This window comes from Enterococcus sp. DIV1298c (assembly GCF_017316315.1).
Lineage (GTDB): Bacteria > Bacillota > Bacilli > Lactobacillales > Enterococcaceae > Enterococcus_B > Enterococcus_B mangumiae.
This window is the reverse complement of record NZ_JAFLWG010000048.1, coordinates 15,557-40,533: the sequence shown is the minus strand read 5'-3', so window position 1 is coordinate 40,533 and position 24,977 is coordinate 15,557. Positions and strand designations below refer to the sequence as shown.

Below are 24,977 nucleotides of genomic sequence, written 5' to 3'. Positions count from 1 at the left end.
AAGTTAAGCTTCTTAGCGCCGATTGTAGTGAGGGGTTGCCCCTTGTGAGAGTAGGACGCCGCCACGCTGGTATTATTATTCCGGCATAGCTCAGTTGGTAGTAGCGCATGACTGTTAATCATGATGTCGTAGGTTCGAGTCCTACTGCCGGAGTACTTAAACACAACAGAATCTGTTGTGTTTTTTTGTTGTCTTGAAAACTTGTAAGCTGTTGAATCTAGGGAAAATAAAAAAGACAACGTCTCAACAACGTTGTCTTACTGAAGCCACTTGACGGGCTTGAACCGTCGACCTCTTCCTTACCATGGAAGCGCTCTACCAGCTGAGCTAAAGCGGCATTTTTACTACTTAAATAGGATAACTAATTTCCATTCATTTGTCAATAAGTTTTCTAGATGGATAGGTGACTTTCAAAAGAAATTGAGCCTTTTCTCACAAATATAAAATAACGATGGTTAATTAGTAATTATTTAGAAAATCATAAAAAAGTATTGCGTTATTTAGTGAAAATTGATATGATATTCATGTAGTTTGATTCCGGCATAGCTCAGTTGGTAGTAGCGCATGACTGTTAATCATGATGTCGTAGGTTCGAGTCCTACTGCCGGAGTAATAGCAAAGATCTAGGAGAGTTCTCCTAGATCTTTTTTGTTTTTCCTTTGGTTTAATGAAGAGAGAATCGCATGATTGTTCTGAATTTTCAGAATAGCACATTGTAATTCAAAGGGTTAAAGAGTAAAATGGAGATATATTTTCAATCGGGAAGGATGATTAAATGAACGCGATTACACCAGATATGACCAAAAAATTTGAAGCTCAATTTCAAACAAATAATAAGCAACAAGCTTTACAAAATGCAGTTGTAAAGAATGGGATCACAGCTTCAGCAGAAAATATTTCTTCACATACAAAAAACACACCGGTATTTTCTGTCGATCTAGCGACAGGAAAAGTGTCAAACCAAAAACAATCTGGACGTTGCTGGATGTTTGCGGCGTTGAACACATTCCGTCACAAACTGTTGAATCAATTCCACTTAAAGGAATTTGAATTGTCTCAAAACTATACTTTCTTCTGGGATAAATACGAAAAAGCAAATTATTTTTATGAAAACATCCTTGCTACGGGGAAAGAAGCATTAGATAGCCGTAAAGTCGCTTTCTTATTGGCTGTGCCACAACAAGATGGTGGACAGTGGGATATGATCGTATCATTATTCCAAAAATATGGTGTCGTGCCTAAATCAGTGATGCCAGAAAGCGCAAATAGTTCAAATTCTCGTGATTTAAATAATTACTTGAACAAATTATTGCGTAAAGACGCGATCAAATTGCGTCAATTAGTGGCAGAAGGAAAAACAAGTGAAGAGATCCAAGTAGAAAAAGAAAAAATGCTAGCTGGCATCTATCAGTTTCTAACGATCTCATTGGGAACACCGCCAACTGAATTTGATTTTGAGTATCGTGATGAAGAAAAAAATTATCATATCGATCAACAATTGACGCCTCAAATGTTTTACGACAAATATATTGGTGTAAATTTGGATGATTATGTAAGTATCATCAATGCACCTACAGCGGACAAACCTTATGATCGTTCTTATACGGTTGAAATGCTAGGGAATGTCGTTGGGGGCAAAGAAGTCAAATATCTAAATGTCGACATGACGACTTTCAAAAACTTGGCGATTGCTCAACTGGAACAAGGAGAGTCTGTGTGGTTTGGTTGTGATGTTGGTCAATCTTCTACAAGAGATAGTGGGATCATGGCAACAGATGTTTATGAGATGGATGAATTATTCGATTTAGATTTTTCTATGACAAAAGCGGAGCGTTTAGATCATGGAGAAAGCTTGATGACTCACGCGATGGTCTTGACTGGCGTGGATTTGGTTGATGGAAAATCGACGAAATGGAAAGTGGAAAACAGTTGGGGAGAAAAAGTCGGAGATAAAGGATTCTTTGTGATGAGCGACGAGTGGATGGATGAATACACGTATCAAATCGTTGTCCGCAAAGACTTATTGACGGAAGAACAACTAGCAGCTTTCAATGCTGAGCCAACTTTATTAGCACCATGGGATCCAATGGGTGCATTAGCTTAATTACGAAATCAGTAAAAACAGATACAGAAGCCTCGATGGTTTTCTGTGTCTGTTTTTATTTGTTTTCTTGATTTCAGGTTTTTATAAATACCTGTGTTATACTTTTAACTAATAAAGGAGTTGTTGTGGGCGTACTTGATCGATGAATGATCGATCTTGCGAAATAGCAAGGAGGAGCGAAAATGGATATTCAAGAAGTGTTGGCAGAGATTCGTTTAAGTGGGAAAGTTATACCAATTACTGGGGGAGATGTAAATCAAAACTATCGAATTGAAGAACAACAGAAATCTTATTTTTTAAAAATCCATCCCCATGTGACGAAACGCTTTTTTGAAGCAGAAGTGGATGGCTTAAAAGAGTTGGCACCACATGTACGCGTACCTGAAACGTATATGTTAGGGGAAACAAATGAAGGTGCATATCTATTGATGGAATGGATCGAACCAGGAAAAGGTGATCCACGTGAACTTGCAAAAGACTTAGTGAAGATCCACCGTTCGACTGCACCACAGTTTGGGTTTCGCAAAGATAATTATTTAGGCAGTTTACCACAAATCAATACGTTCGAAGAAGATTGGTGGACGTTCTTTTTTAAAAATCGTTTGGAAGCTCAAATTGATGTGGCTGAGAAAAATAATCGGTGGAATGACACCCGCCAAAAAGAGTATCGGCGGTTGAAAGAAGAAGTATTGAGTCGTGAAGTTCATCAAAAGATCACTCCTAGCCTCTTGCATGGAGATTTATGGAGTGGTAATGTTTTCTATGATAGACAAGGAAGACCAGTGTTTATCGATCCAGCAGTTTCTTATGGGAATCGTGAACAAGATATTGCGATGAGTCAGTTATTCGGCGGATTTCGCCCAGAATTCTTGGAAGCTTATCAAGAAAGCTGGCCATTGGACGAAGGGTGGGAGACTCGCTTGCCACTGTACCAACTCTATTACTTGTTAGCCCATCTCAACATGTTTGGCGAGAGTTATGGCACACAGGTCGATCATATATTAATGAAGAAGTAACTGGAGGTTTTTTCTTTTGGCACAAAAATATACAAAAAAACATGAAGTATCTTACTATGAATGTGATATCAATCAAACAATGACGTTTCCGTCGATGTTAGGAGTTGTTATCAAAACTTCGGAAGATCAAAGTGATCATTTAAACCGAGGAACCGATTTTGTTAGCGGATTTGGTTTGACTTGGGTGATCACAAACTATTCAATGAAAATCAATCGCTTGCCTCATGTAGGTGAAAATATCGCTATCACTACACAAGCGATGCAGTACAACAAATTCTTCTGTTATCGTAATTTTTGGATCCATGATGAGGAAGGCAATGAATTAGTTGAGATCGAATCAGTATTTGTCTTGATGGATCTAGTGAATCGTAAGATGAGCAGCGTTAATGAAGAGATCATTGCACCTTTTGAGAGTGAAAAAATCAAGAAAATCAAACGTCAAGAAAAAATTGAGCCAATCGAATCAGGTTTAATGTTACCTTATCGCGTGCGGTTTTACGATATTGATAGTAATCAACACGTGAACAATGCGATGTATTTCAACTGGATCATTGATGTTCTTGGGTATGATTTTCTTACTACGCACACACCTAAACATGTGTTGATCCGTTTTGATAAAGAAGTTGAATATGGCAATGAGATTGAAAGCCATTATGAACAAGTCGTTTCTGGAACAGAGGTAAAAACAAGGCATGAAATCAGAATGCAAGGACAACTGTATTGTGCTGCGAATATCTTGTGGGAGAAAAAAGAGGTAACAAAATAAATCGAGTAGTACAAGTTTATGACAGAAGTGTTTCATCCTTTTCTAATAGGATGAAACACTGGCTGCTATCATCTTGTACTACTCGATTCGTCTTTTATTGGGTCATAAATTGAATGAGATTTTCTTCTGCTAAGCCACCATTGATGGCGATCAAAAGTTTTAGTCTGGCTTTTTGACTATTGATACTATTACAAAAAATAACCCCCATGTTTGCGAGGTCTTTTCCGCCACCTTCGTAATCGTAGACGGGTTCAGCGATTCCATTGAAACAACGGGATACTAACACGACTGGGATTTTTTGGACCAAAAGTTTCTTTAGCGCAGTCAATGCCTGTGGGGGAAGATTCCCAGCGCCTAATGCTTCAATGACTAAGCCATCAACTTTCGTGTGTGCAAGTGCTTCGAGTAAATCACCTTGCATACCGGCATAGGCTTTGACGATTGGGATCGTTCCTTCGACTGACGCGATATCTAGTCTTTGTACCTCAAGTAATTCTTGCATAAACAAAATGCGATTTTTAGTGATCAAGCCGATTGGTCCTAAGGTAGGGGTACGAAAGGTAGCGACATTTGTCGTATGGGTTTTAGTGACATAACGTGCGGAGTGGATCTCATCGTTCATCACGACCAAAACGCCTTTGTCTTTTGCCTCATCACAGCTGGCTACACGAATGGCACTTTCAAAATTATACAAACCGTCACTTCCTAGCTCATTGCTTGAACGCATGGCGCCTGTCAAGACGATCGGTAGTTTGTCGCCAATGGTTGAATCCAGGAAAAAAGCTGTTTCTTCTAATGTGTCCGTCCCATGAGTGATCACGACCCCTTGGATGTCAGAAAGAAGTGCTTGGTTGATTCTTTCTTTGAGTTGTAACATATGTTTAGGCATGATGTGGGGAGAAGGAAGATTAAAAATGTCTTCCATGATCAGATCCACATTCTCAGGGATTTTTACTTCTGCATCTAATAGTGGGTTTGCTACGTCTGGACTGACGCCGCCTGTTAAAGAATTTTCTTTCATGGCGATCGTACCGCCTGTGTGTAAGATAAGAATTTTTTTCATTTTCAGAACTTCCTCACGAATAATTTTGCATAGGGTTTCTTGATTATTGTATACTATATAAAAGAGTTTTGCTACGAATGAATCAATTGAAATCGATCGGCTAGGAATATAAAATGAAGATAATGAATTTTAAACGAATGGAAGTGATTCGCCGTGATCAAAATTGGCTTGACTTCATTTAAAGAACATGACAAATTAACAGGAAAAAAGAATAATACGCTTTACGATTATGCGAGTGTGCTTTCATTCGTCGAATTAGATACAGCATATTATGGGATCCCTAGGAAATCATCGGTGGAGAAGTGGGTGAATGAAGTACCCGCATCTTTTCGCTTCGTGATGAAAGCTTATCAAGGTATTAGCGGTCAAGGGGACTGGCAGAAGTACTATCAATCAGAAGAAGAGATGATCGACCGTTTTTTAGACGTGATGGCGCCAATGTATGAAGCAGGGAAACTTTTTTGTTTCCTCGTTCAATTCCCCGCTTCGTTCAAGTGTACGAAAGAGAATGTAGCGTATTTAAGAAAACTAAGAAAATGGTTTGCCGGCTATCCGATAGCGATCGAGTTACGTGATTATTCTTGGTATAGTGAACAGTTTCTATCTCGAACAAGACAATTTATGACTAAAGCAATGTTTTCCTTAGCGGTCATTGATGAACCACAACTATTAAATACGACGATTCCTTTTGATCCTTATGTTACAAATCCGGATTTTACGCTTTTTCGTTTTCATGGAAGAAATGAGCAAGGTTGGCAAGCGAATGATCAGGATTGGCGAAAAAAAAGAACGTTGTATCGATATTCTGAAGAAGAGTTGCAAGAACTAGCAGCGGCAATCAAAAAAGTAGAAGGATCAACAAAACAGATCGGTGTGATTTTCAATAATAACTCTGGCGGAGATGCGGCCGAAAATGCCTTGGCGTTACAAAAAATCTTAGGAATCGAACCAGAGGAGCTTAATCCAAAACAAATCGATTTGTTTTGAATATTCGGTTTCTAGCCGATTATTGTCAATATATGTAAAATATGAACGATGTTTATCAATCAGAAATGATAGTATTGGACCATAAATTTAATCAACGAATAATTGAAAGAGGTGATGGAACTACATGATCAAAGCAGTTTTTTTTGATATCGATGGCACATTAGTCAATAATCAAGCCAAAGCGTTGGCTTCAACTAAAGATGCGATTGGACAATTACAAAAAAAAGGCATATTGTGTGGTGTCGCCACTGGACGTAGCCCCGTTAAAATCAAAGAAGTGATCGATGAACTTGAACTAGATATGTTTGTTGTCTACAATGGGCAATTAGTCTTTGATCGTAATCACACGATCGTCGACCAGCCATTTGACAAAAAAGTATTGAACGATATCGTCCACTTTTCGGATGCGTATCATCGACAAATCATTTTTGGTGGACGGGAACAACTGGATGGTTCAACGACGATGATGTTAGGGCAATCGATCGTCATCAAAAAAATAGTGAATCATTTGCCTAAAAAATTTCCGGTACGTCTATTGAAAAAAATCTTACAAGTCTTCAGTCCACATCGGCAACGAAAACGGTATGAAACATTGGCGATATTGAACGAGCCGATCTATCAATGTATTTTATTGAGCCAAACGTCTGAACAAGAAAAACTTGTCCAACGATTTCCAGAATGCTCGTTCCAACGCTCAAATCCTTATACGGTCGATATTATTCCAAAAGGCGGTTCTAAATTGTTAGGAATCAAACAGTTTGCGGAAAATAAAGGTATCGCATTGACCGATATCATGGCATTCGGCGACCATTACAATGATGTTGAGATGCTAAAAGGTGTGGGGATCGGTGTTGCAATGGGCAATGCCCCAACTGCTGTGAAGCAAGAAGCTGATTTTGTTACGGCGACAAATGAAGATGATGGTATTTATAAAGGATTGAAGCATTTTGGTGTAGTACACTGAACGAGTGTCTGTTAGGAGGAAGAATTTCAGTATGGAACCAGAAACACCTTATCAAAAAGTGGAACGATTTCATCGGACGTTTGATCCGAGAATCCCAGATCGACCAACTGCTTTTACTAAAAAACATGCGGATGATCGAGCAGGTTTCAAAATCGAAGAGTTAGTTGAATTTGTAGCAGCAGCGAGTGGTGGCGATGCAGAAAAATTGCATGATTCCGTCCAATATTTGCATCAAGCACTCGATCAAGCAGAGAAAAAAATGCTTACAAAAAAGGCTTGGGGAGAAGAAAGTTTAGTCGAGCAAGTGGATGCGTTGACAGATTTACTTTATTTTACCTATGGCTCTTTTTCGTTACTTGGCGTTGATCCTACCAAGATTTTTGACATCGTCCATCAAGCGAATATGGGAAAACTGTTTCCAGATGGCAAACCTCATTATGATCCGATCACGAACAAAGTAATGAAACCGGACAATTGGCAGAGAGATTACGCGCCAGAAGACAGGATCACAAAAGAAATCCAAAAGCAAATAAGTAGGGCGGATCAGCTAAAATCTTTCGCAGAAAAACCGTCAGCAAGCGATTAGTTGCTAAAAATATAGATTATCCACGTGCAAAAAAGATTTTTTACGTAGGTAGTGTATGAGTGAACAGAGTGTGTTATAATATAAAATAGATGTCTTTTTGCACGAAAGACGTATTAACAATGTTATGCAAAATCAGATTCGTCTGATCATAAACAAATATAGACAGTAGATGCATATTGAAAACGGAGGAACCTTAAATGGGAAATAATGTTATCATCGGGATCGTCATTGCAATCATTATAGTCGCCATTCTGGCTTTTTTGGTTAGTTACGTAATGAAGAAAAAAAACCAAGATCGATTGGACGTCTTAGAAAAACGCAAGGAAGAATTATTCGACTTGCCTGTGATTGAAGAAGTTGACGATGTCAAAAAAATGCATCTAGTGGGGCAAAGCCAAAATACCTTTCGTGAATGGAGTCAAAAATGGAATGACATCTCTACCTCATCATTTGCCGAGTTAGAAAGTCAAATCTTTGAAGTCGAAAATCTCAATGAGAGCTTTAGATTCTTAAAAGGGAAAAAAGCAGTCGAAGAAGCCGAAGCAACAATGAACCAAATGGAAAAAGAAGTTGCTGAGATTCGTGATGGTCTGAAAGAGTTGCGTGAAACAGAAGAACGTAATTCCTTGGCTGTTCAACAAGCTTTAGACGTTTATGAGGAATTAAAAGCAACGATTCGTGAGGAAGAACAACAATACGGACCAGCTTTACCTGAGTTACAAAAACAAGTGAAAACTATTGAGAATGAGTTCACACAATTTGTTACTCTAAATACTTCTGGTGATCCAGTTGAAGCGCGTGAAGTGCTAGATAAAGCAGAAAAACACACGTATGAAGTAGATGCTTTAATGAAAAAAATTCCTCCATTATTCGAAGATTTGAATACGACTTTCCCAGCGCAAGTTGAGGAGATCCAAGAGACGTATGACCGCTTGATCAAAGAGGAGTATGTTTTTCCAGAAGAAAACCTAGTTGGCGATATCGAAACGATCAATCGTCGAATCGAACGTTCGTTGATCAATATTGAGAAAACGGAAGTTGAAACTGTAGAATTTGAAAATCGTGAAACGGCCAATCTGATCGATGCACTATATGATATATTAGAGCGTGAGATGGAAGCACAGGCTTTTGTCGCTAAAAACCAAGCAACGATCGAACAATATATCAAACATGCGACGAAAAACAATCGTCAATTGTTGATCGAATTAGATCATACCGCTCAAAGTTATACATTGAACCATAATGAGATCGGGCGTGTCCGTGGTTTCCAAACAGAAGTGGAAGAGATTGAACGTCAAAACGAGCAGATCAAACCACAGCTGCAACAACACGAAGTTCCTTACTCAGAAGTGAGAACGTTCTACAAAAAAGTTTTCAAAGTGTTAGAAGATATTGAAAACCAACAGGTTGAAATCAGCGATTCTTTACACGAACTAAGAAAAGGTGAAAAAGAAGCGCAAGAAAAAATCGATACATTCGAATTTAAATTGCGTAGTCTTAAACGGTTTGTTGAAAAACAACGATTACCAGGTTTGCCAAATGATTATCTAGAGTTTTTCTTTGTGGCAACAGAACGCATTGAAGAATTGAGTACTGTGTTGAATAAAATCAGAGTCAACATGGATGAAGTCGAACGTCTTGTCGCATTATGCGAAGAAGACTTAGAGTTACTAGATAAGAAAACTCACGATCTAGTGGATGCAGCAGCATTGACCGAACAAATGTTGCAATATGCGAACCGTTATCGCCACACACACGAAGAAGTGAAAGAAGCGATTGAAAAGAGTTATTACTTATTCAATAAAGAATATCACTATCAAGAAGCTTTGGATGAGATCGGCACAGCATTAGAGCGCACAGAACCAGGTGCATTCAAACGAATTGAAGATTTTTACTTCAATCATCCTGATTTAGTATGATCGCGTGATCAAAAAAGACAACACAGGCAATTGCCAAGTGTTGTCTTTTTTTCAGGAACTGAGCCATCATGACCGATCAGTGAGGAGTGTTCAATTGTTTTTATCTTGTCTCAAACAAACGCCTCTTGAAAGCGTAATGGACAACCGTTATAATAGAAAAGAATTTCAAAAAAGAAGGGTTTTATATGATATATTTCGATAATAGTGCGACAACACCGATCTATCCTCAAAGCTTGGATGCGTATGTCAAAACAAGTCAGCGGATCATCGGCAATCCATCAAGTCTACACGATTTAGGGAATCAGGCAAATCGCTTGTTACAGCAAGCAAGAAAACAAATCGCTGAATTAGTTTCTGCCTCTCCTGAAGAAATTTATTTTACATCAGGAGGAACAGAAGGAAACAACTGGGTACTGAAAGGAACGATGCTGGAAAAACTTGGCTATGGCAACCATATGATCATTTCAGGCGTTGAACATCCAGCAGTCAGTGAAACAGCTGAACAATTAACGAAGCTCGGTATCGAAGTGAGTATTGCGCCTGTCGATAAAAGAGGGATCGTACGCGTAGATGAGCTGAAAAAATTAGTACGTAAAGAAACGATTTTGGTTTCAGTTATGGCGGTCAATAATGAAGTCGGTGCGATCCAGCCAATCAAAGAAATCAGTACCTTTTTGAATGATCATCCTAAGATTCATTTTCATGTGGATGCAGTACAGGCAATCGGTAAAGTACCTTTGGCGGAGTGGTTGACTGAACGAGTGGATTTTGCCACTTTTTCTGCACATAAATTCCATGGGCCTCGTGGTGTTGGCTTTATTTATTGGAAAAAAGGTCGTCGTTTATCGCCGCTATTGACCGGTGGTGGGCAAGAAAAGAATCAACGTAGCGGAACAGAAAATGTGCCAGGAATCGTCGCGATGGCTAAAGCTTTACGATTAGCATTAGATATCAAAGCACAAAAACCAAACCAAACAGCGTATCTTAAACAAGCATTGATTGAAGCTTTACATACGTATGATAAAGTAACGATTTTTTCTGAGGGTGACGATTATGCACCACACATTTTGTGTTTCTCACTAAAAGGAATCCGCGGTGAAGTACTGGTCCATGCACTGGAAGAAAAACAAATATTTGTTTCTACGACTAGCGCTTGTTCTTCTCGCAAGCACATGGCAAGTAGCACACTACATGCGATGCAAGTTCCCAATGATCTAGCTACTTCCGCTATTCGTGTCAGCTTGGACGAAAGTAATACGATGGCAGAAGTTGAGCAATTCATGATTATTTTCAAGCAGTTGTATAAGAAATTTTCAGTCATCAATTAAGAATCAGAGGAGTGTTTTTTTGAAGTACAGTGAAATTATGGTTCGCTATGGTGAACTTTCAACAAAAGGAAAAAATCGTAGAAGTTTTATTATGCAGTTGGCACAAAATGTCAGACAAGCATTGAGCGATTTTCCTGAAATCAAGATTCATGCAGAGCGCGATCGTATGCATCTCCTTTTAAATGGAGTAGACGGTCAGCTAGTCATCCCTAAGTTAGCAAAAATCTTCGGGATCCAAAACTTTTCACCGAGCGTGCAAGTGGAAAAAGACGTACAAAGTTTAAAACAAGCAGTTCAGGAGATCATGCAAGAAATCTATACAGGAAAAGAAACATTTAAGATCATTGCAAAGCGTAGTGATCATAGTTTTGAATTGAATAGTAATGAACTGAATCAAGCCTTAGGAGATGCAGTCATCGATGTTTTTCCTGATATCCAAGTACAAATGAGAAAGCCAGATATTGCCTTACGTGTGGAGATACGCCGAGATGGTGCTTATCTTTCCTATGAAACGATCAAAGGTGCCGGTGGTCTGCCGGTTGGTACAAGCGGTAAAGGCATGTTGATGCTTTCAGGAGGGATCGACTCACCTGTTGCCGGTTATTATGCTATGAAACGTGGGGTTGAGATCGAAGCGGTCCATTTTGCTAGTCCGCCTTATACAAGTGAACAAGCGTTGCAAAAAGCCAAAGATCTAACAGTCAAACTAACGCCTTATGTAGGAAAAATCGAGTTCATCGAAGTACCATTTACAGAAGTGCAAGAAGAAATCAAACGAGTGGTACCACAAGGTTACTGGATGACGATCACTCGTCGTATGATGCTTCGCTTAACAGACGAGATCCGCCGTATTCGTCATGGCTTGGTGATTTTAAATGGGGAATCTTTAGGACAGGTGGCTTCGCAAACACTTCAAAGTATGGTAGCTATCAATGAGGTTACGAATACACCGATCATTCGCCCTGTAGCGACGATGGATAAACTAGAGATCATCGAAGTAGCGGAACAAATCGATACGTTTGATTTGTCCATCCAACCATTTGAAGATTGCTGTACGATTTTTGCTCCACCGCAACCCAAGACACGTCCGCGACTTGAAAAAGTCCATCAATATGAAGAACGATTGGATATCGATGGCATGATCGAACGTGCATTGGCAGGATTGAAGATCGAAACGATCCACACGGAAACAACGAAGCAACAAGCAGAAGAGTTTTCTGACTTACTCTAAACGCTGGTAGCAGGCAAAAAAGTCCAACTTCAAGAAATAAGTAAGAAAATCAAAAAATAACTTTTTATATTTTTGATTTTCTTGCTTATTTTATTTGTTTTTAAAAGGAGTTGAGCGTCCGCCTATTGCGAGGTTCCTCGTTCCATGCTAAACTGAGATTATGTGAAATGATTAACAAGGAGAAGCGATATGCGAGAAAAATCAGAAACGTTACCCAAAGCAACAGCCAAACGGTTGCCTTTATATTTACGCTATTTGAATATGTTGAATGATTCTGGTGTTCAACGGATCAAATCAAATGAATTCAGTGAAATCACGCAAGTACCTTCCGCAACGATCCGCAGAGATTTTTCTCATTTAGGGGAATTGGGACGAAGCGGTTATGGGTACGATGTTCCCTATTTGATTGAAGTGTTTGATCGGATCTTGAATACAGAAGAAGAAAAAAGAATCGCCTTAGTTGGTTTTGGTAATTTAGGAAAAGCATTAAAGCATAATAATTTCAGAAGAAATGCGAATTTGAATATTGTTTGTGTCTTTGATAATGATCCAGCCATTGCAGGGAAAGAAATCGAAGGCGTGATGGTATACCCTATGGATCGTTTTAGTGAAATCGTTGAAAAAGAAGGCATCAAAGTGGCGATATCAACTGTGCCGAGTAAGTATTCACAATCAGCCATCGATGAGATCGTCAAAGGTGGAATCACTGCGATCTTGAATTTTGCGCCTGATCGTGTCAGTGTCCCGCCACATGTCCATATGCAATACATCGATTTGACTACTGAATTACAGACATTGATTTATTTTGATGAGAATTATTCACAAGTCTTTTCTTCTAAATAACAGCACAGAGAGCGAACAATGAACGTTCCAAGGGTTTGTTTTTCAGCAAATCGATCAGTGATTCATTAAGAGCTTTTATTGACTTTAGATTCTAACCATTGTAAAATGAGTCAAGATGTTGATCAAGAGGAGTAACTAGTCCGACGTTTAGAGAGAGAGAACGAATGGTGGAACGTTCTTAACGAAAGCTAGTGAAGGTAGCTTGGGAGTTTTTATCTTGAATCGAGTAGAGATGAACGAGTAGTGATCGTTAACTCACTTTGAGAGGTAATAGGCAGCTATTACAAATTAGGTGGTACCGCGTAATCTATACGTCCTAAATACGAAAGTATTTTAGGGCGTTTTTTTATTTTAAAGGAGGAACACAGTATGACGGAAGAAAAGAATCTCTCCACAAAGTACAATCCGCAAGAAGTTGAAGCGGGACGTTATCAAAACTGGTTAGACGAAGATTTGTTCAAACCTAGTGGCGACAAGAAAGCAAAACCTTATTCGATCGTTATCCCCCCTCCCAACGTGACTGGTAAACTCCATTTAGGTCATGCTTGGGATACAACATTACAAGATATGTTGATTCGCCAAAAAAGAATGCAAGGGTACGATACGTTATGGTTACCCGGAATGGACCATGCGGGGATCGCGACACAAGCAAAAGTAGAAGAAAAACTACGTGAGCAAGGCGTTTCTCGTTATGATCTTGGTCGTGAAAAATTCATTGATCAAGTATGGGAATGGAAAGAAGAATATGCGGGTCATATCCGTGAACAATGGGCAAAAATGGGCTTATCTTTAGATTATAGCCGTGAACGTTTCACTTTAGACGATGGCTTATCTGAAGCGGTTCGTAAAGTATTCGTTAGCTTGTACGAAAAAGAGTTGATCTACCGTGGCGAATACATCATCAACTGGGACCCGCAAGCACGGACAGCCCTTTCTGACATTGAGGTGATCCACAAAGAAATCGAAGGCGCCTTTTATCATATGAGCTATGAATTAGCTGACGGTTCAGGTGTGGTTGAAATCGCAACGACACGTCCGGAAACGATGCTTGGTGATACAGCGATTGCGGTTCATCCAGAGGACGAGCGATACCAAGCACTGATTGGGAAAAAAGTTATTTTACCTTTAGTTAACAAAGAGATCCCGATCGTAGCCGATGAATATGTCGACATGGAATTTGGAACAGGTGTTGTAAAAATCACACCAGCCCATGATCCAAATGACTTTGAGGTTGGTAATCGTCATGATCTTCCACGAGTGAATGTCATGAACGAAGATGGCACGATGAATGAATTAGCAGGGAAATATCAAGGGATGGATCGTTTTGCAGCACGTAAAGCGATTGTCGCTGATCTAAAAGAGATCGGTCGTTTGATCAAGATCGAAACGATGATCCACAATGTTGGTCACTCTGAGCGTACAGGGGTAGTTGTTGAACCTCGTTTATCGACACAATGGTTTGTAAAAATGGCGCCTTTAGCTGAAAAGGCAATTCAAAACCAAGAAACAGAGGATGCTGTGGAATTCTTCCCACCACGCTTCAACCAAACGTTCTTACGTTGGATGGAAAATGTTCATGACTGGGTCATCTCACGTCAATTATGGTGGGGACATCAAATTCCTGCGTGGTACCACAAGGAAACTGGTGAAATGTATGTCGGTATGGAAGCACCAGCTGATAGTGAAAACTGGATACAAGATCCTGATGTCTTGGATACTTGGTTTAGTTCAGCGTTATGGCCTTTCTCAACGATGGGATGGCCTGACGAAAACAATGAAGATTACCAACGTTACTTCCCAACAAGTACATTGGTAACAGGATACGATATTATCTTTTTCTGGGTAAGCCGAATGATTTTCCAAAGCTTGGAATTTACAGAACGTCGCCCATTTGAAAACGTCTTGATCCACGGATTGATCCGTGATGAACAAGGACGCAAGATGAGTAAATCCCTTGGAAATGGGATCGATCCAATGGAAGTCATTGAAAAATACGGTGCCGATGCGTTACGTTGGTTCTTATCGAATGGTTCAGCACCAGGACAAGACGTACGTTTCAGTTACGAAAAAATGGATGCTTCTTGGAACTTTATCAATAAAATCTGGAATGCTTCGCGTTTTGTTATTATGAACGTAGAAGGGATGACAGTAGAAGATATTGATCTTTCCGGTGAAAAAACAGTAGCTGATCGCTGGATCTTGACTCGTTTGAATGAAACGATCGCTAAAGTGACTGACTTGTTTGAACAATTTGAGTTCGGTGAGGCAGGTCGTCAATTGTATAACTTTATCTGGGATGATTTCTGTGACTGGTATATTGAGATGAGTAAAGAAACACTTTATGGTGAGGACGAAGCAGCAAAACAAACCAACCGTAGTATTCTTGTCCATACACTCGATCAGATCTTACGCTTATTGCACCCAATCATGCCATTTGTAACAGAAGAAATTTGGCAACACATTCCTCATAAAGGAACTTCTTTAGTGGTTGCTGACTATCCAGTCGTTCAACCGGAATATGATGATGAAGCAGCTTCAAAAGGGATGGAAGTACTGAAAGAACTGATCCGTTCTGTTCGTAACATCCGTTCTGAAGTAAATACACCATTATCAAAACCGATCACGTTATTGATCAAAACAAATGATCCGAAGATCGATCAATTCTTGATCGAGAACACTAATTATATCGAACGCTTCTGTAATCCAGAAGAGCTAACGATCTCTAGTGAAGTGACAGCACCGGATCTAGCAATGTCTGCTGTCTTGACTGGCGCGGAAATCTTCTTACCTTTAGCGGGATTGATCAACATTGAAGAGGAAATCCAACGCTTAGAAAAAGAATTAGCGAAATGGACAGGTGAAGTCAAACGTGTACAAGGGAAATTGAACAACGAACGATTTGTTTCCAATGCACCTGATGACGTCGTTGAGGCAGAGCGTGCCAAAGAAAAAGATTATTTAGAAAAACAAGCAGCTGTAAATGAACGTATCGAACAATTAAAATCGATCAATTAGATAAATTAAGAGAGGTGACGAAAGTTGCCTCTTTTTTTTTTTGAGAAAAAAACTCTTCTGGATTTCATTGTTTCTTACGTGGGCTTTTTTGTTATAATGAAGAGGAATGGGGGAATGGAAACGTGAAAATCGAAGAAGCAATCAATTGGATCCATAGCCGATTACCATTTGGCTCACGTCCTGGGTTAGACAGAGTAGAAGCCTTATTAGAGGTAGTCGGGCATCCAGAAGACAAAGTCAAAACGATCCATATTGCAGGAACGAATGGCAAAGGTTCAACAGTAACTTATTTAAGATATTTATTGGAAGAAGCCGGTTTAACAGTCGGAACATTTACATCCCCATACATTGAATCATTCAATGAACGCATTTCCATCAATGGTCAAGGCATCCCTGATGAATCATTGATCCGACTGGTAAAGAAATATCAACCGCTAGTCGAGCAAATGGATCAATTTGAAGCGGTAGCCGGCATTACTGAATTTGAAACATTGACTGCGATGGCGTTTGATTATTTTCTGGAAGAACAAGTCGACGTTGCGATCATCGAAGTTGGCTTAGGAGGTTTACTCGATTCGACAAATGTTGCAAAACCTTTGTTGACGGGCATCACGACGATCGGCATGGATCATACGGATATCTTAGGCGATACGATCGAAGAGATTGCCGCTCAAAAAGCGGGCATCATCAAACAAAATGTGCCACTAGTCACTGGGAAGATCGTACCAGAAGCGATGGCAGTGATCGAAAAGCAAGCCAAACTAAAAAATGCGCCACATCACGCATGTGGAGAGGATTATACGGTTACCTACAAACATCCGGCAGAAGAATGGGGCGAGATTTTTTCATTCCAAAATGAGTATGGTAAGATCCCCAAGTTGATGATCCATATGATCGGGCAACACCAAGTAGAAAATGCCGGTATGGCAGTTGAAATGTATCAAGTGTATTGCAAATTGATGAATCTCCCATTCCGCGAAAAAGACGTGATGAATGGCTTGAAAAAGGCGCAATGGCCTGGACGAATGGAACGATTAAGTGAAGAACCATTAGTGATTTTAGATGGGGCGCATAATACGCATGCCATGGCACGTTTAGTCCAAAATCTAAAAGAAGAATTCAAAGGGGATCATATCCATCTTTTGTTCTCTGCTTTACGAACAAAAGAGGTTGATAAAATGTTACACCAATTACAAGACATACCAAACGCAACGATCTATGTCACCACTTTTGATTATCCTAAAGCCATCGAGCTGACGGATATCGAAGCAAGCACGGAAGATCAAGTCACCATTGTTTCAATGTGGCAATTTGGACTTGCGGAGATTTTGGAGAAGATGACGGATGAAGATGTTCTTGTAGTAACAGGTTCACTCTATTTTATTTCTGAAGTGCGACATTTACTTGTACAGTTGGGAGGAAAAAATGAAAGTTAATGCAGTGATTTTCGATATGGATGGCTTATTATTTGATACAGAGATCGTATACTATGAGGCATCTCAGACAGTAGCGGATCGAATGGGATTTCCCTACGATAAAGACCTTTATTTACGATTTTTAGGGGTATCTGATGAAGAGGTTTGGGCGAACTACCATACTATTTTTGCAAGTTTTGGTCGAGAAACTGTCCAAAAATTTATTGACGATTCCTATCAAGAAACACTTGACCGTTTTGCTTCAGGGCAAGTGGAATTAAAGCCAGGAGTGTTGGAATTTTTGAACTTTTTGGAAGAACAGGATATTCCAAAAGTGGTAGCATCAAGCAATCAGCGCCATGTGATTGAGCTGTTACTAGAAAAAAATGATCTACGCCATCGTTTTGACACGATCGTCTCCGCTGAAAATGTCAAACGTGCAAAACCAGATCCGGAAATTTTTTTACGTGCCCATGCTTATTTGGGAACAGAAAAAGCAGAGACTTTGATATTGGAAGACTCTCAAAATGGCGTACTAGCCGCTCATGGTGCTGGCATCCCAGTTATCATGGTGCCAGATCTATTAGCACCTTCTGATGAATTAGCTGCAAAAACAACAGCGATTGTGTCTTCACTTCATGAAGTTCCGTCATTGATCGCAAATAAATAAAATAAATGACCTCTTTTTCCGTATCTTATTTTGAGCGCACGGGAAAGGAGGATTTTTTATGGAAACAAATTTACTTCATACAGTTCCATCGACTTCTCTGCCTAGAGAAAGAATGGAGATTTATGGCGAAGATGCATTATCAGACCAAGAGCTTTTAGCAATCTTATTGCGAACCGGTCAGCATCCTTATAATGTATTAGAAATAGCAGGTACGTTATTGAAGAAATTTGGTGGGTTAGCGCTCTTGAGACAAGCAACGTTAGCAGAATTAGAGGCTGTTCGTGGGATCGGTCGCGTCAAAGCTTTGGAAATCAAAGCGTTGATCGAGCTTGGTCGGCGCATCCAAGTCGATCAACTAAGACAAACGAAGACGGTCCATGCCAGTTACGCATTGGCAAAAGAATTGATTTTAGAACTAAAAGATCAAAAACAAGAACATTTAGTTTGTATTTATTTAGATACAAAAAATCAAATCTTGCTAAAAAAAACACTATTTATTGGTTCGCTGGATCAGACGATCGCACATCCGCGGGAAGTGTTCCATTACGCGGTCCGCTATTCGGCTGCACGGCTTGTGATTGCACACAATCATCCAAGCGGCAACGTTCTTCCGTCTAAGCAGGACATGCGATTGACTCGACGCATCCAGGAATGTGGAGAGATGATGGGGATCGAAGTGCTTGATCATCTGATCATTGGGCGCAAACAATATTTTAGTTTGAGAGAAGAAGGATTAATGGAAAAAGAATGATGTAGCTTTCTTGCAAAAAAAAACAACCAAGTGTACAATTATAATGTAATTTTGTTTGGGAATAGAAGTTGAAACATCTGTTGCACCTCTATCGTACACGAGCAATGTTACAATCAAATTAGTGCTTTGGCACGAGGAGGGTATTATTAATGGAAAAAGGAACAGTAAAATGGTTCAACGCTGAAAAAGGATTTGGTTTTATTTCACGTGAAGACGGCAGCGACGTATTCGTACACTTTTCAGCTATCCAAGGTGAAGGATTCAAAACATTAGAAGAAGGTCAACCAGTTACTTTTGACGTAGAAGATTCAGATCGTGGCCCACAAGCTACAAATGTTGAAAAAGCATAATCCATACGAAAATATACTGACATGACGCTTGCTTTCTCATGGAGCGAATCAATTAGTTGATAAAAGGGACTGTGATTACACAGTCTCTTTTTTTTCATCACAAAAAAACCACCAGACGATCGATTTCGTTTGGTGGTTTTGAGTTAGTCTTGATCCGGAGTCATCACCATAGGGATGATCATTGGATGTCTTTCTGTGCGGTCGAACAAGAAAGGTTGCAGTGCGCCGACCATCGCTTCTTTTAGTTTGTGTTCCGAACAATCGGGTGCATTTAGCACATCACGTAATGCGTGGAACAAGATACGTTGCGCTTCATTGATCATATCACCTGATTCTCGCATATAAACGAAGCCGCGAGAAAGGATATCTGGACCAGCAAGGATCTCTTTTTTCTTGATATCGACTGTCGTCACAGCAAGGACAAGTCCTTCTTCAGAGAGCAAATGACGATCTCGTAAAACAACGTTACCGATGTCGCCGATTCCACTACCGTCGATATACACATCACCAGCCACGAATTTACCTGCTAAACGAGCAGAATCACTTGTCAAAGCTAAGACATCACCATTTTCCATGATGAAACAATTCTCCGCTGGGACTCCTGTATCTTGTGCAAGAGAAGCGTGGATCTTCAACATCCGAAACTCACCGTGGACCGGAACAAAATATTTTGGCTTCATCAAACGAAGCATCAGTTTTTGTTCTTCTTGTCCACCATGACCAGAGGTATGGATATTATTGATTTTTCCATGGATCACTTCAGCACCAGCTTCAGACAACAAGTTGATCAAGTGGTTCACGCTTGTTGTGTTACCTGGGATCGGAGAACTAGAGAAAATCACTGTATCATCTGGTTGGATCTGGATTTGACGATGGGTCCCATTCGCAATACGGCTCAAGGCAGCCATTGGCTCTCCTTGAGAACCTGTACATAAAATCATTGTTTCGTTTGCCGGTAAGCGATTGATCTCATGCGCATCAACAAATGTACCATCTGGTACTTTGATGTAGCCAAGACGTTGTCCGTTGACGATCGCATTTTCCATGCTACGACCAAAAACAGCGATTTTTCTGCCAGTTGCTACAGCTGCTTCTGCTGCTTGTTGCAGACGGAAGATATTGGAAGCAAAGCTGGCAAAGATGATACGTCCTTCGATTTTTTCGAAAATCTTCAAAATTGAAAGGCCGATCGTTTTTTCTGATTTTGTGAACGTTGGGATCTCTGCATTGGTACTATCTGAGAGTAGGCAAAGCACGCCTTCTTCTCCGATACGAGCCATTTTATGCAAATTAGCTGGTTCTCCTACAGGTGTGAAATCAAATTTGAAATCTCCAGTGGCAACCACGTTACCAGAAGGCGTTTTGACAACGACACCCAAAGCATCAGGAATACTATGAGTTGTTCGGAAAAAGCTGACTGATGTTTTTCTGAAACGGATCACGGTATCTTCATTGATCTCATTGAGTACAGCATCACGAAGCAGACCATGTTCATCCAGTTTGTTTGTGATCAGTGCTAAAGCTAAAGGCCCAGCATAGATCGGGATATTTGCTTGTTTCAATAAGTAAGGAATCCCACCGATATGGTCTTCGTGTCCGTGAGTGATCACTAATGCTTTTATTTTGTGTATGTTTTGTACGATATAGTTGTAATCAGGAATGACGTAGTCAATGCCAAGCAGTTCATCTTCTGGAAATTTGATTCCAGCATCGATGATGATGATCTCATCTTGGAATTGTACCCCATACGTATTTTTCCCGATTTCACCTAATCCACCAATCGCAAAGACGCCTGTCTCATTATTTTTGATGGAAAGTTTCATCTTAAAACTCCACTAATGTGAATGCTGGGTTTTCTTTTTCGTAGTCTAGATGGTTGCCTTCTAGAAGTTGTACGAATTCGATATTGTATGGGGTATTTTCTTCCACTCGTTGACGTGCTTCAACATCGCTATTTGCCTCGATGTATAGCGACTGTGTTTCTTCACGTTTTGGGTTACGGATTTTTGACTCTTGATAATAAACTTTGTAAATCATTATATATGTCTCCTTTATCTGCATCATGCAGTAATTTAGCGTAGTATTTTTGGACAACACAAAACGAGGGGACTAGCCACCTGTATTTTTTATACTTTAAGAAAAATACTTGATTCTCCTTAAAGAGACAAGCCTCGCATTTGCTTATCCAATTGGAATATTTTTTACTCGGATCCTCTGTATGAAACATACAATAGTTAATTGCTATTCTAGCATAAATCAAGAGATAAGTATAGAAAACGGTCACCGTAAAATGAAAAAAGGTAGCAAAGAAAAATATTTTTCAGAAAAGTTTCTTTTAAAAAAATAGAAGTGTTCTCTAATGGAGGAGAGTGTGCTACTATTGAAAGTAATGGCAAGATAGTTAGAATATTCAAAGGAGATGATAAAGTGAAGTTAATGTGGCATTACACCATGCGCTACAAGAAATATTTGGTGTTGAATTTTATATGTGTATTCGGTTTTATTTTGATCGAGTTAGGTTTACCAACTATTTTAGCACGCATGATCGACGTCGGGATCCTCAATGATGATTTTGACTATGTGAAACAACAAGGGATATTAATGATCGTGATCACGGTGATCGGGATCATTATGAATATATTTTTAGGATATTTTGGTTCTAGGATCACAACGAATATCGTGGCTGACATTCGTGACGATCTATTCAAACATATCCAAACTTACTCACATCAAGAGTATGAAACATTAGGTGTGTCGTCATTGATCACTCGTACGACCAATGATGCGTACCAGATCATGTTGTTTCTACAAAATATTTTGAGAATCGGTTTTATGGCACCGATGATGTTTGTTGTTAGTTTGTATATGGTTATGCGTACCAGTCCATCTCTTGGGCTGTATGTTATTGGCGCGTTGCCATTCTTATTGTTGGCTGTTATTGGGATTGCTAAGTTCTCTGAACCTTTATCAAAAATCCAACAAAAGAATCTAGACAGGATCAATAGTATCTTACGTGAAAATCTATCAGGTTTGCGAGTGATCCGTGCGTTTGTAAATGAAAAATTCGAAGAAAAAAGATTTGAAAAAGTCAATGAGAATTATGCATCAAGTTCTAAGAGTCTCTTTCGTTTGATGGCGGTTGCGCAACCCGGCTTTTTCTTCTTATTCAATATCGTGATGATCTTGATCATTTGGAGTGGTACGCTGCAAATCGCAGATGGTCAATTGCAAGTAGGGAATTTGATTGCTTTTATTGAATATATTTTCCACGCATTGTTTTCATTTATGTTGTTTGCCAGTGTGTTCATGATGTATCCACGGGCAGCAGTATCTGCTAGTCGTATCCAAGAAGCTTTAGATGCTTCACCTGCTATTGTTGAAGATGCCACTGGGGTATCAGAAACAAAAACAAAAGGATACATTGAATTTAAAAATGTAACGTTTGCTTATCCTGGCCATTCGCAAGAACCAGTGATCCGTAATGTGAGTTTCACCGCTTCACCTGGCGAAACCGTAGCATTTATCGGTAGTACCGGTAGTGGTAAATCGACGTTGATCCAATTGATTCCTCGTTTTTATGATGTTACACATGGGGAGATTTTGATTGATGGTGTCGATGTACGTAAGTATCAGTTGAGTAAGTTGAGACAAAAAATCGGTTTTATTCCACAAAAAGCATTATTGTTTACGGGCACGATCGCTGAAAATTTGAGATACGGTAAGGAAGATGCAACACAAGAGGAAATGGAGCGTGCGGCTGATATTGCGCAGGCAACTGATTTTATTTCCAAAAAAGCAGATGGATATGATGAACATCTTTCTGAAGGTGGGGCAAACTTCTCCGGTGGACAAAAGCAACGGTTAGCGATTGCTCGAGCAATTATCCGCCGTCCAGAAATCTATATTTTTGATGATAGCTTTTCTGCACTTGATTATCAAACAGATGCAAAACTTCGCGCAAGGTTGAAAAAAGAAACCACTGACTCAACCGTACTGATCGTGGCGCAACGTGTGGGTACGATCATGCACGCGGATAAAATCATCGTAATGAATGAAGGAGAAGTAGTGGGCATGGGAACACATCGTGAGCTATTGGAAAATTGTCCGATTTATTACGATATCGCCGCTTCTCAATTATCGAAGGAGGAATTAGCATGAAAAAAACCTTCGCTTCTTTTAAACGTTTAGCCCGCTATATCCGTCCGTATCGTTTGACGTTTATCTTAGTACTGTTATTTACATTTTTGACGGTGGCATTCAACGCAGCGCTTCCTTACGTCGTAGGTCTTCCAACGACAGAAATCAGTAAAAACCTAGCAAATAATGAATCCATCAATTTTTCTTATATCATTAACTGTTTGATTTGGATCGCAGTAGTTGGTACAGGGTACTGTATCTCTCAATTACTTTCGGGTGTATTAATGACAAATGTTGTTCAAAGCGCAATGAAAGACTTGCGTAGAGATATTGAAGAAAAAATCAATCGCTTGCCGGTTTCTTATTTTGATAAAAACCAACAAGGAAATATTTTATCTCGTGTAACAAATGACGTAGATGCAGTCAGCGGTGCTTTACAACAAGCATTTATCGGTGTCGTGAATGCGATCTTAGGAATTACGATGGCAGCGGCGATGATGTTTTATATCCAACCAATCATGGCGTTGATCTCAATGATCATGATCCCAGCATCGATTTGGATCTCTAAACGAGTGATCAATGCTTCTCAAAAGTATTTCCAAGAAATGCAAAACTCTTTAGGAGAATTAAACGGCTATGTTCAAGAAAACATGACTGGTTTTAGCGTGTTAAAAGTATATGGCCGTGAGAAAGAAACGTTTGAAGGCTTTCATAAAGTCAATCATAAGTTAAAACATTTTGGATTTAGAGCGGCCTTCATTTCTGGATTGATGATGCCTTTAGTGCAGTTGACGGCGTACGCTACTTACATTGGTATGGCGATTTTAGGAAGCTTTTACGTTATCTCGGGCGTCATCGTTGTTGGGCAACTACAAGCGTTTATCCAATACATTTGGCAAATCAGCCAACCAATGGGAAATGTAACGCAATTATCATCTGTGTTACAAAGTGCCTCAGCAGCGACAAAACGGGTCTTTGAGATTTTAGATGAACCTGAGGAAAAAGAAAACAAAGTCGATGTTCCTTTGCCAGAAACGATTCAAGGAAATGTGTCGTTTGAACATGTCGATTTTGCTTATGATCCGAAGAAACCATTGATCCAAGATCTTAATTTTGAAGTAGCTGCAGGGCAGATGGTGGCAGTTGTTGGACCGACAGGAGCTGGGAAAACAACATTGATCAACTTATTGATGCGTTTTTATGATGTCACACATGGCGCGATCAAGATCGATGGAATCGATACGAAAGCGATGAGTCGTAGTGATGTCCGTTCATTATTTGGCATGGTGCTACAAGATGCTTGGTTATATGAAGGGACAATCGCAGATAATATTCGTTTTGGTAAGCTGGATGCAACGGATTATGAAATCGTTGATGCAGCAAAAACAGCGAACGTCGATCATTTTATCCGGACGATGCCTGACGGATATGATATGGAAATCAACTCAGAGGGAGAAAATGTTTCTCTCGGACAAAAACAATTATTGACGATTGCTCGTGCGGTCGTATCAGATCCGAAGATATTGATTTTAGATGAGGCGACTAGTTCCGTTGATACGAGACTAGAGGCGTTGATCCAAAAAGCCATGGATAAAGTCATGGAAGGACGAACGAGTTTTGTGATCGCTCACCGTCTATCAACTATTCGTGAGGCTGATTTGATCTTGGTCATGGATCAAGGACAAATCATTGAAAAAGGAACACATGAAAGTTTATTAGCAAAAGGCGGTTTCTACGAGAAACTTTATAATAGCCAGTTTGCTGAATCTGCGGAATAACGGAAAGAGGTTTCTAGGGGCAGACAGCCTTCTAGAACCTTTTTTCTTCAATAA

Annotated in this window: 20 protein-coding genes, 3 tRNA genes and 1 other annotated feature; of the genes, 19 read left to right on the top strand and 4 right to left on the bottom strand. The window is 39.8% G+C overall.

Annotation, left to right across the window (positions count from 1 at the left end; all coding sequences use genetic code 11):
- Positions 1-79: 79 nt before the first annotated feature.
- A tRNA-Asn gene (locus tag JZO83_RS11460) sits at positions 80-153 on the top strand.
- 111 nt (positions 154-264) lie between these two features.
- On the opposite strand, the gene JZO83_RS11455 is transcribed toward JZO83_RS11460, so the two are convergent.
- Positions 265-337 (bottom strand) — tRNA-Thr (locus tag JZO83_RS11455).
- A 199-nt stretch (positions 338-536) separates the two neighbouring features.
- Here JZO83_RS11455 and JZO83_RS11450 point away from each other — a divergent pair.
- The 4 genes from JZO83_RS11450 (at position 537) to JZO83_RS11435 (ending at position 3,886) form a co-directional block, all read left to right on the top strand.
- Positions 537-610: transfer RNA gene (locus JZO83_RS11450), tRNA-Asn, on the top strand.
- A 165-nt stretch (positions 611-775) separates the two neighbouring features.
- Positions 776-2,104: a C1 family peptidase gene (locus tag JZO83_RS11445; protein WP_206856509.1), complete on the top strand. Its 1,329-nt coding sequence runs from the start codon at positions 776-778 to the stop codon at positions 2,102-2,104.
- 182 nt (positions 2,105-2,286) lie between these two features.
- A complete protein-coding gene (locus JZO83_RS11440) occupies positions 2,287-3,120 on the top strand; it encodes a fructosamine kinase family protein (RefSeq protein WP_207115817.1) in 834 nt (277 codons plus the stop codon).
- 16 nt (positions 3,121-3,136) lie between these two features.
- Positions 3,137-3,886, top strand: coding sequence for an acyl-ACP thioesterase domain-containing protein (locus JZO83_RS11435; RefSeq protein ID WP_207115816.1), 750 nt, complete (start codon positions 3,137-3,139; stop codon positions 3,884-3,886).
- Positions 3,887-3,980: 94 nt separating this feature from the next.
- On the opposite strand, the gene JZO83_RS11430 is transcribed toward JZO83_RS11435, so the two are convergent.
- The gene (locus JZO83_RS11430) at positions 3,981-4,949 is read right to left on the bottom strand and encodes an asparaginase (protein ID WP_206856515.1); all 969 of its coding nucleotides are present in this window, start codon (positions 4,947-4,949) and stop codon (positions 3,981-3,983) included.
- Between the two features lie 153 nt (positions 4,950-5,102).
- Between JZO83_RS11430 and JZO83_RS11425 the strand changes: the two genes are divergently transcribed.
- The 12 genes from JZO83_RS11425 to JZO83_RS11370 all read left to right on the top strand — a co-directional run bounded on the left by JZO83_RS11425 (position 5,103) and on the right by JZO83_RS11370 (position 19,008).
- Positions 5,103-5,936 carry a DUF72 domain-containing protein gene (locus JZO83_RS11425; RefSeq protein WP_207115815.1) on the top strand — a complete coding sequence of 278 codons (834 nt, stop codon included), beginning with the start codon at positions 5,103-5,105 and terminating at the stop codon, positions 5,934-5,936.
- Positions 5,937-6,060: 124 nt separating this feature from the next.
- Positions 6,061-6,900 (top strand): Cof-type HAD-IIB family hydrolase, encoded by an 840-nt coding sequence (locus JZO83_RS11420; protein WP_207115814.1) that lies wholly within the window; start codon positions 6,061-6,063, stop codon positions 6,898-6,900.
- 31 nt (positions 6,901-6,931) lie between these two features.
- Complete coding sequence (locus JZO83_RS11415; protein ID WP_207115813.1) at positions 6,932-7,486, top strand: HAD family hydrolase; 555 nt, start codon at positions 6,932-6,934, stop codon at positions 7,484-7,486.
- Positions 7,487-7,683: 197 nt separating this feature from the next.
- On the top strand, positions 7,684-9,405 hold the full coding sequence (locus tag JZO83_RS11410) for a septation ring formation regulator EzrA (RefSeq protein ID WP_206856525.1): 1,722 nt from the start codon (positions 7,684-7,686) through the stop codon (positions 9,403-9,405).
- A 185-nt stretch (positions 9,406-9,590) separates the two neighbouring features.
- Entirely contained in the window at positions 9,591-10,733 is a 1,143-nt protein-coding gene (locus JZO83_RS11405; protein WP_206856528.1) for a cysteine desulfurase family protein, read from the top strand.
- A 19-nt stretch (positions 10,734-10,752) separates the two neighbouring features.
- A complete protein-coding gene (thiI, locus tag JZO83_RS11400) occupies positions 10,753-11,964 on the top strand; it encodes a tRNA uracil 4-sulfurtransferase ThiI (RefSeq protein WP_207115812.1) in 1,212 nt (403 codons plus the stop codon).
- A 189-nt stretch (positions 11,965-12,153) separates the two neighbouring features.
- A complete protein-coding gene (locus JZO83_RS11395) occupies positions 12,154-12,807 on the top strand; it encodes a redox-sensing transcriptional repressor Rex (RefSeq protein WP_206856533.1) in 654 nt (217 codons plus the stop codon).
- A gap of 109 nt (positions 12,808-12,916) precedes the next feature.
- Positions 12,917-13,129, top strand: a binding site (T-box leader).
- Between the two features lie 47 nt (positions 13,130-13,176).
- On the top strand, positions 13,177-15,822 hold the full coding sequence (locus tag JZO83_RS11390; RefSeq protein WP_206856538.1) for a valine--tRNA ligase: 2,646 nt from the start codon (positions 13,177-13,179) through the stop codon (positions 15,820-15,822).
- A 122-nt stretch (positions 15,823-15,944) separates the two neighbouring features.
- On the top strand, positions 15,945-17,258 hold the full coding sequence (locus JZO83_RS11385) for a folylpolyglutamate synthase/dihydrofolate synthase family protein (protein WP_207115811.1): 1,314 nt from the start codon (positions 15,945-15,947) through the stop codon (positions 17,256-17,258).
- On the top strand, positions 17,248-17,907 hold the full coding sequence (locus JZO83_RS11380; RefSeq protein ID WP_207115810.1) for an HAD family phosphatase: 660 nt from the start codon (positions 17,248-17,250) through the stop codon (positions 17,905-17,907). The genes JZO83_RS11385 and JZO83_RS11380 overlap by 11 nt, the downstream gene beginning before the upstream one ends.
- Positions 17,908-17,965: 58 nt before the next feature.
- A complete protein-coding gene (gene radC / locus JZO83_RS11375; RefSeq protein WP_206856541.1) occupies positions 17,966-18,658 on the top strand; it encodes a DNA repair protein RadC in 693 nt (230 codons plus the stop codon).
- Positions 18,659-18,807: 149 nt separating this feature from the next.
- Positions 18,808-19,008 (top strand): cold-shock protein, encoded by a 201-nt coding sequence (locus JZO83_RS11370; protein ID WP_206856542.1) that lies wholly within the window; start codon positions 18,808-18,810, stop codon positions 19,006-19,008.
- 143 nt (positions 19,009-19,151) lie between these two features.
- Here JZO83_RS11370 and JZO83_RS11365 read toward each other — a convergent pair whose 3' ends face one another.
- Entirely contained in the window at positions 19,152-20,831 is a 1,680-nt protein-coding gene (locus tag JZO83_RS11365) for a ribonuclease J (RefSeq protein ID WP_206856543.1), read from the bottom strand.
- A gap of 1 nt (position 20,832) precedes the next feature.
- Complete coding sequence (locus JZO83_RS11360; protein WP_206856544.1) at positions 20,833-21,045, bottom strand: DNA-directed RNA polymerase subunit epsilon; 213 nt, start codon at positions 21,043-21,045, stop codon at positions 20,833-20,835.
- A 390-nt stretch (positions 21,046-21,435) separates the two neighbouring features.
- Between JZO83_RS11360 and JZO83_RS11355 the strand changes: the two genes are divergently transcribed.
- On the top strand, positions 21,436-23,166 hold the full coding sequence (locus JZO83_RS11355) for an ABC transporter ATP-binding protein (protein WP_207115809.1): 1,731 nt from the start codon (positions 21,436-21,438) through the stop codon (positions 23,164-23,166).
- Positions 23,163-24,923, top strand: coding sequence for an ABC transporter ATP-binding protein (efrB, locus tag JZO83_RS11350; protein WP_206856548.1), 1,761 nt, complete (start codon positions 23,163-23,165; stop codon positions 24,921-24,923). Before JZO83_RS11355 ends, efrB begins: the two co-directional genes overlap by 4 nt.
- Positions 24,924-24,977 lie beyond the last annotated feature (54 nt).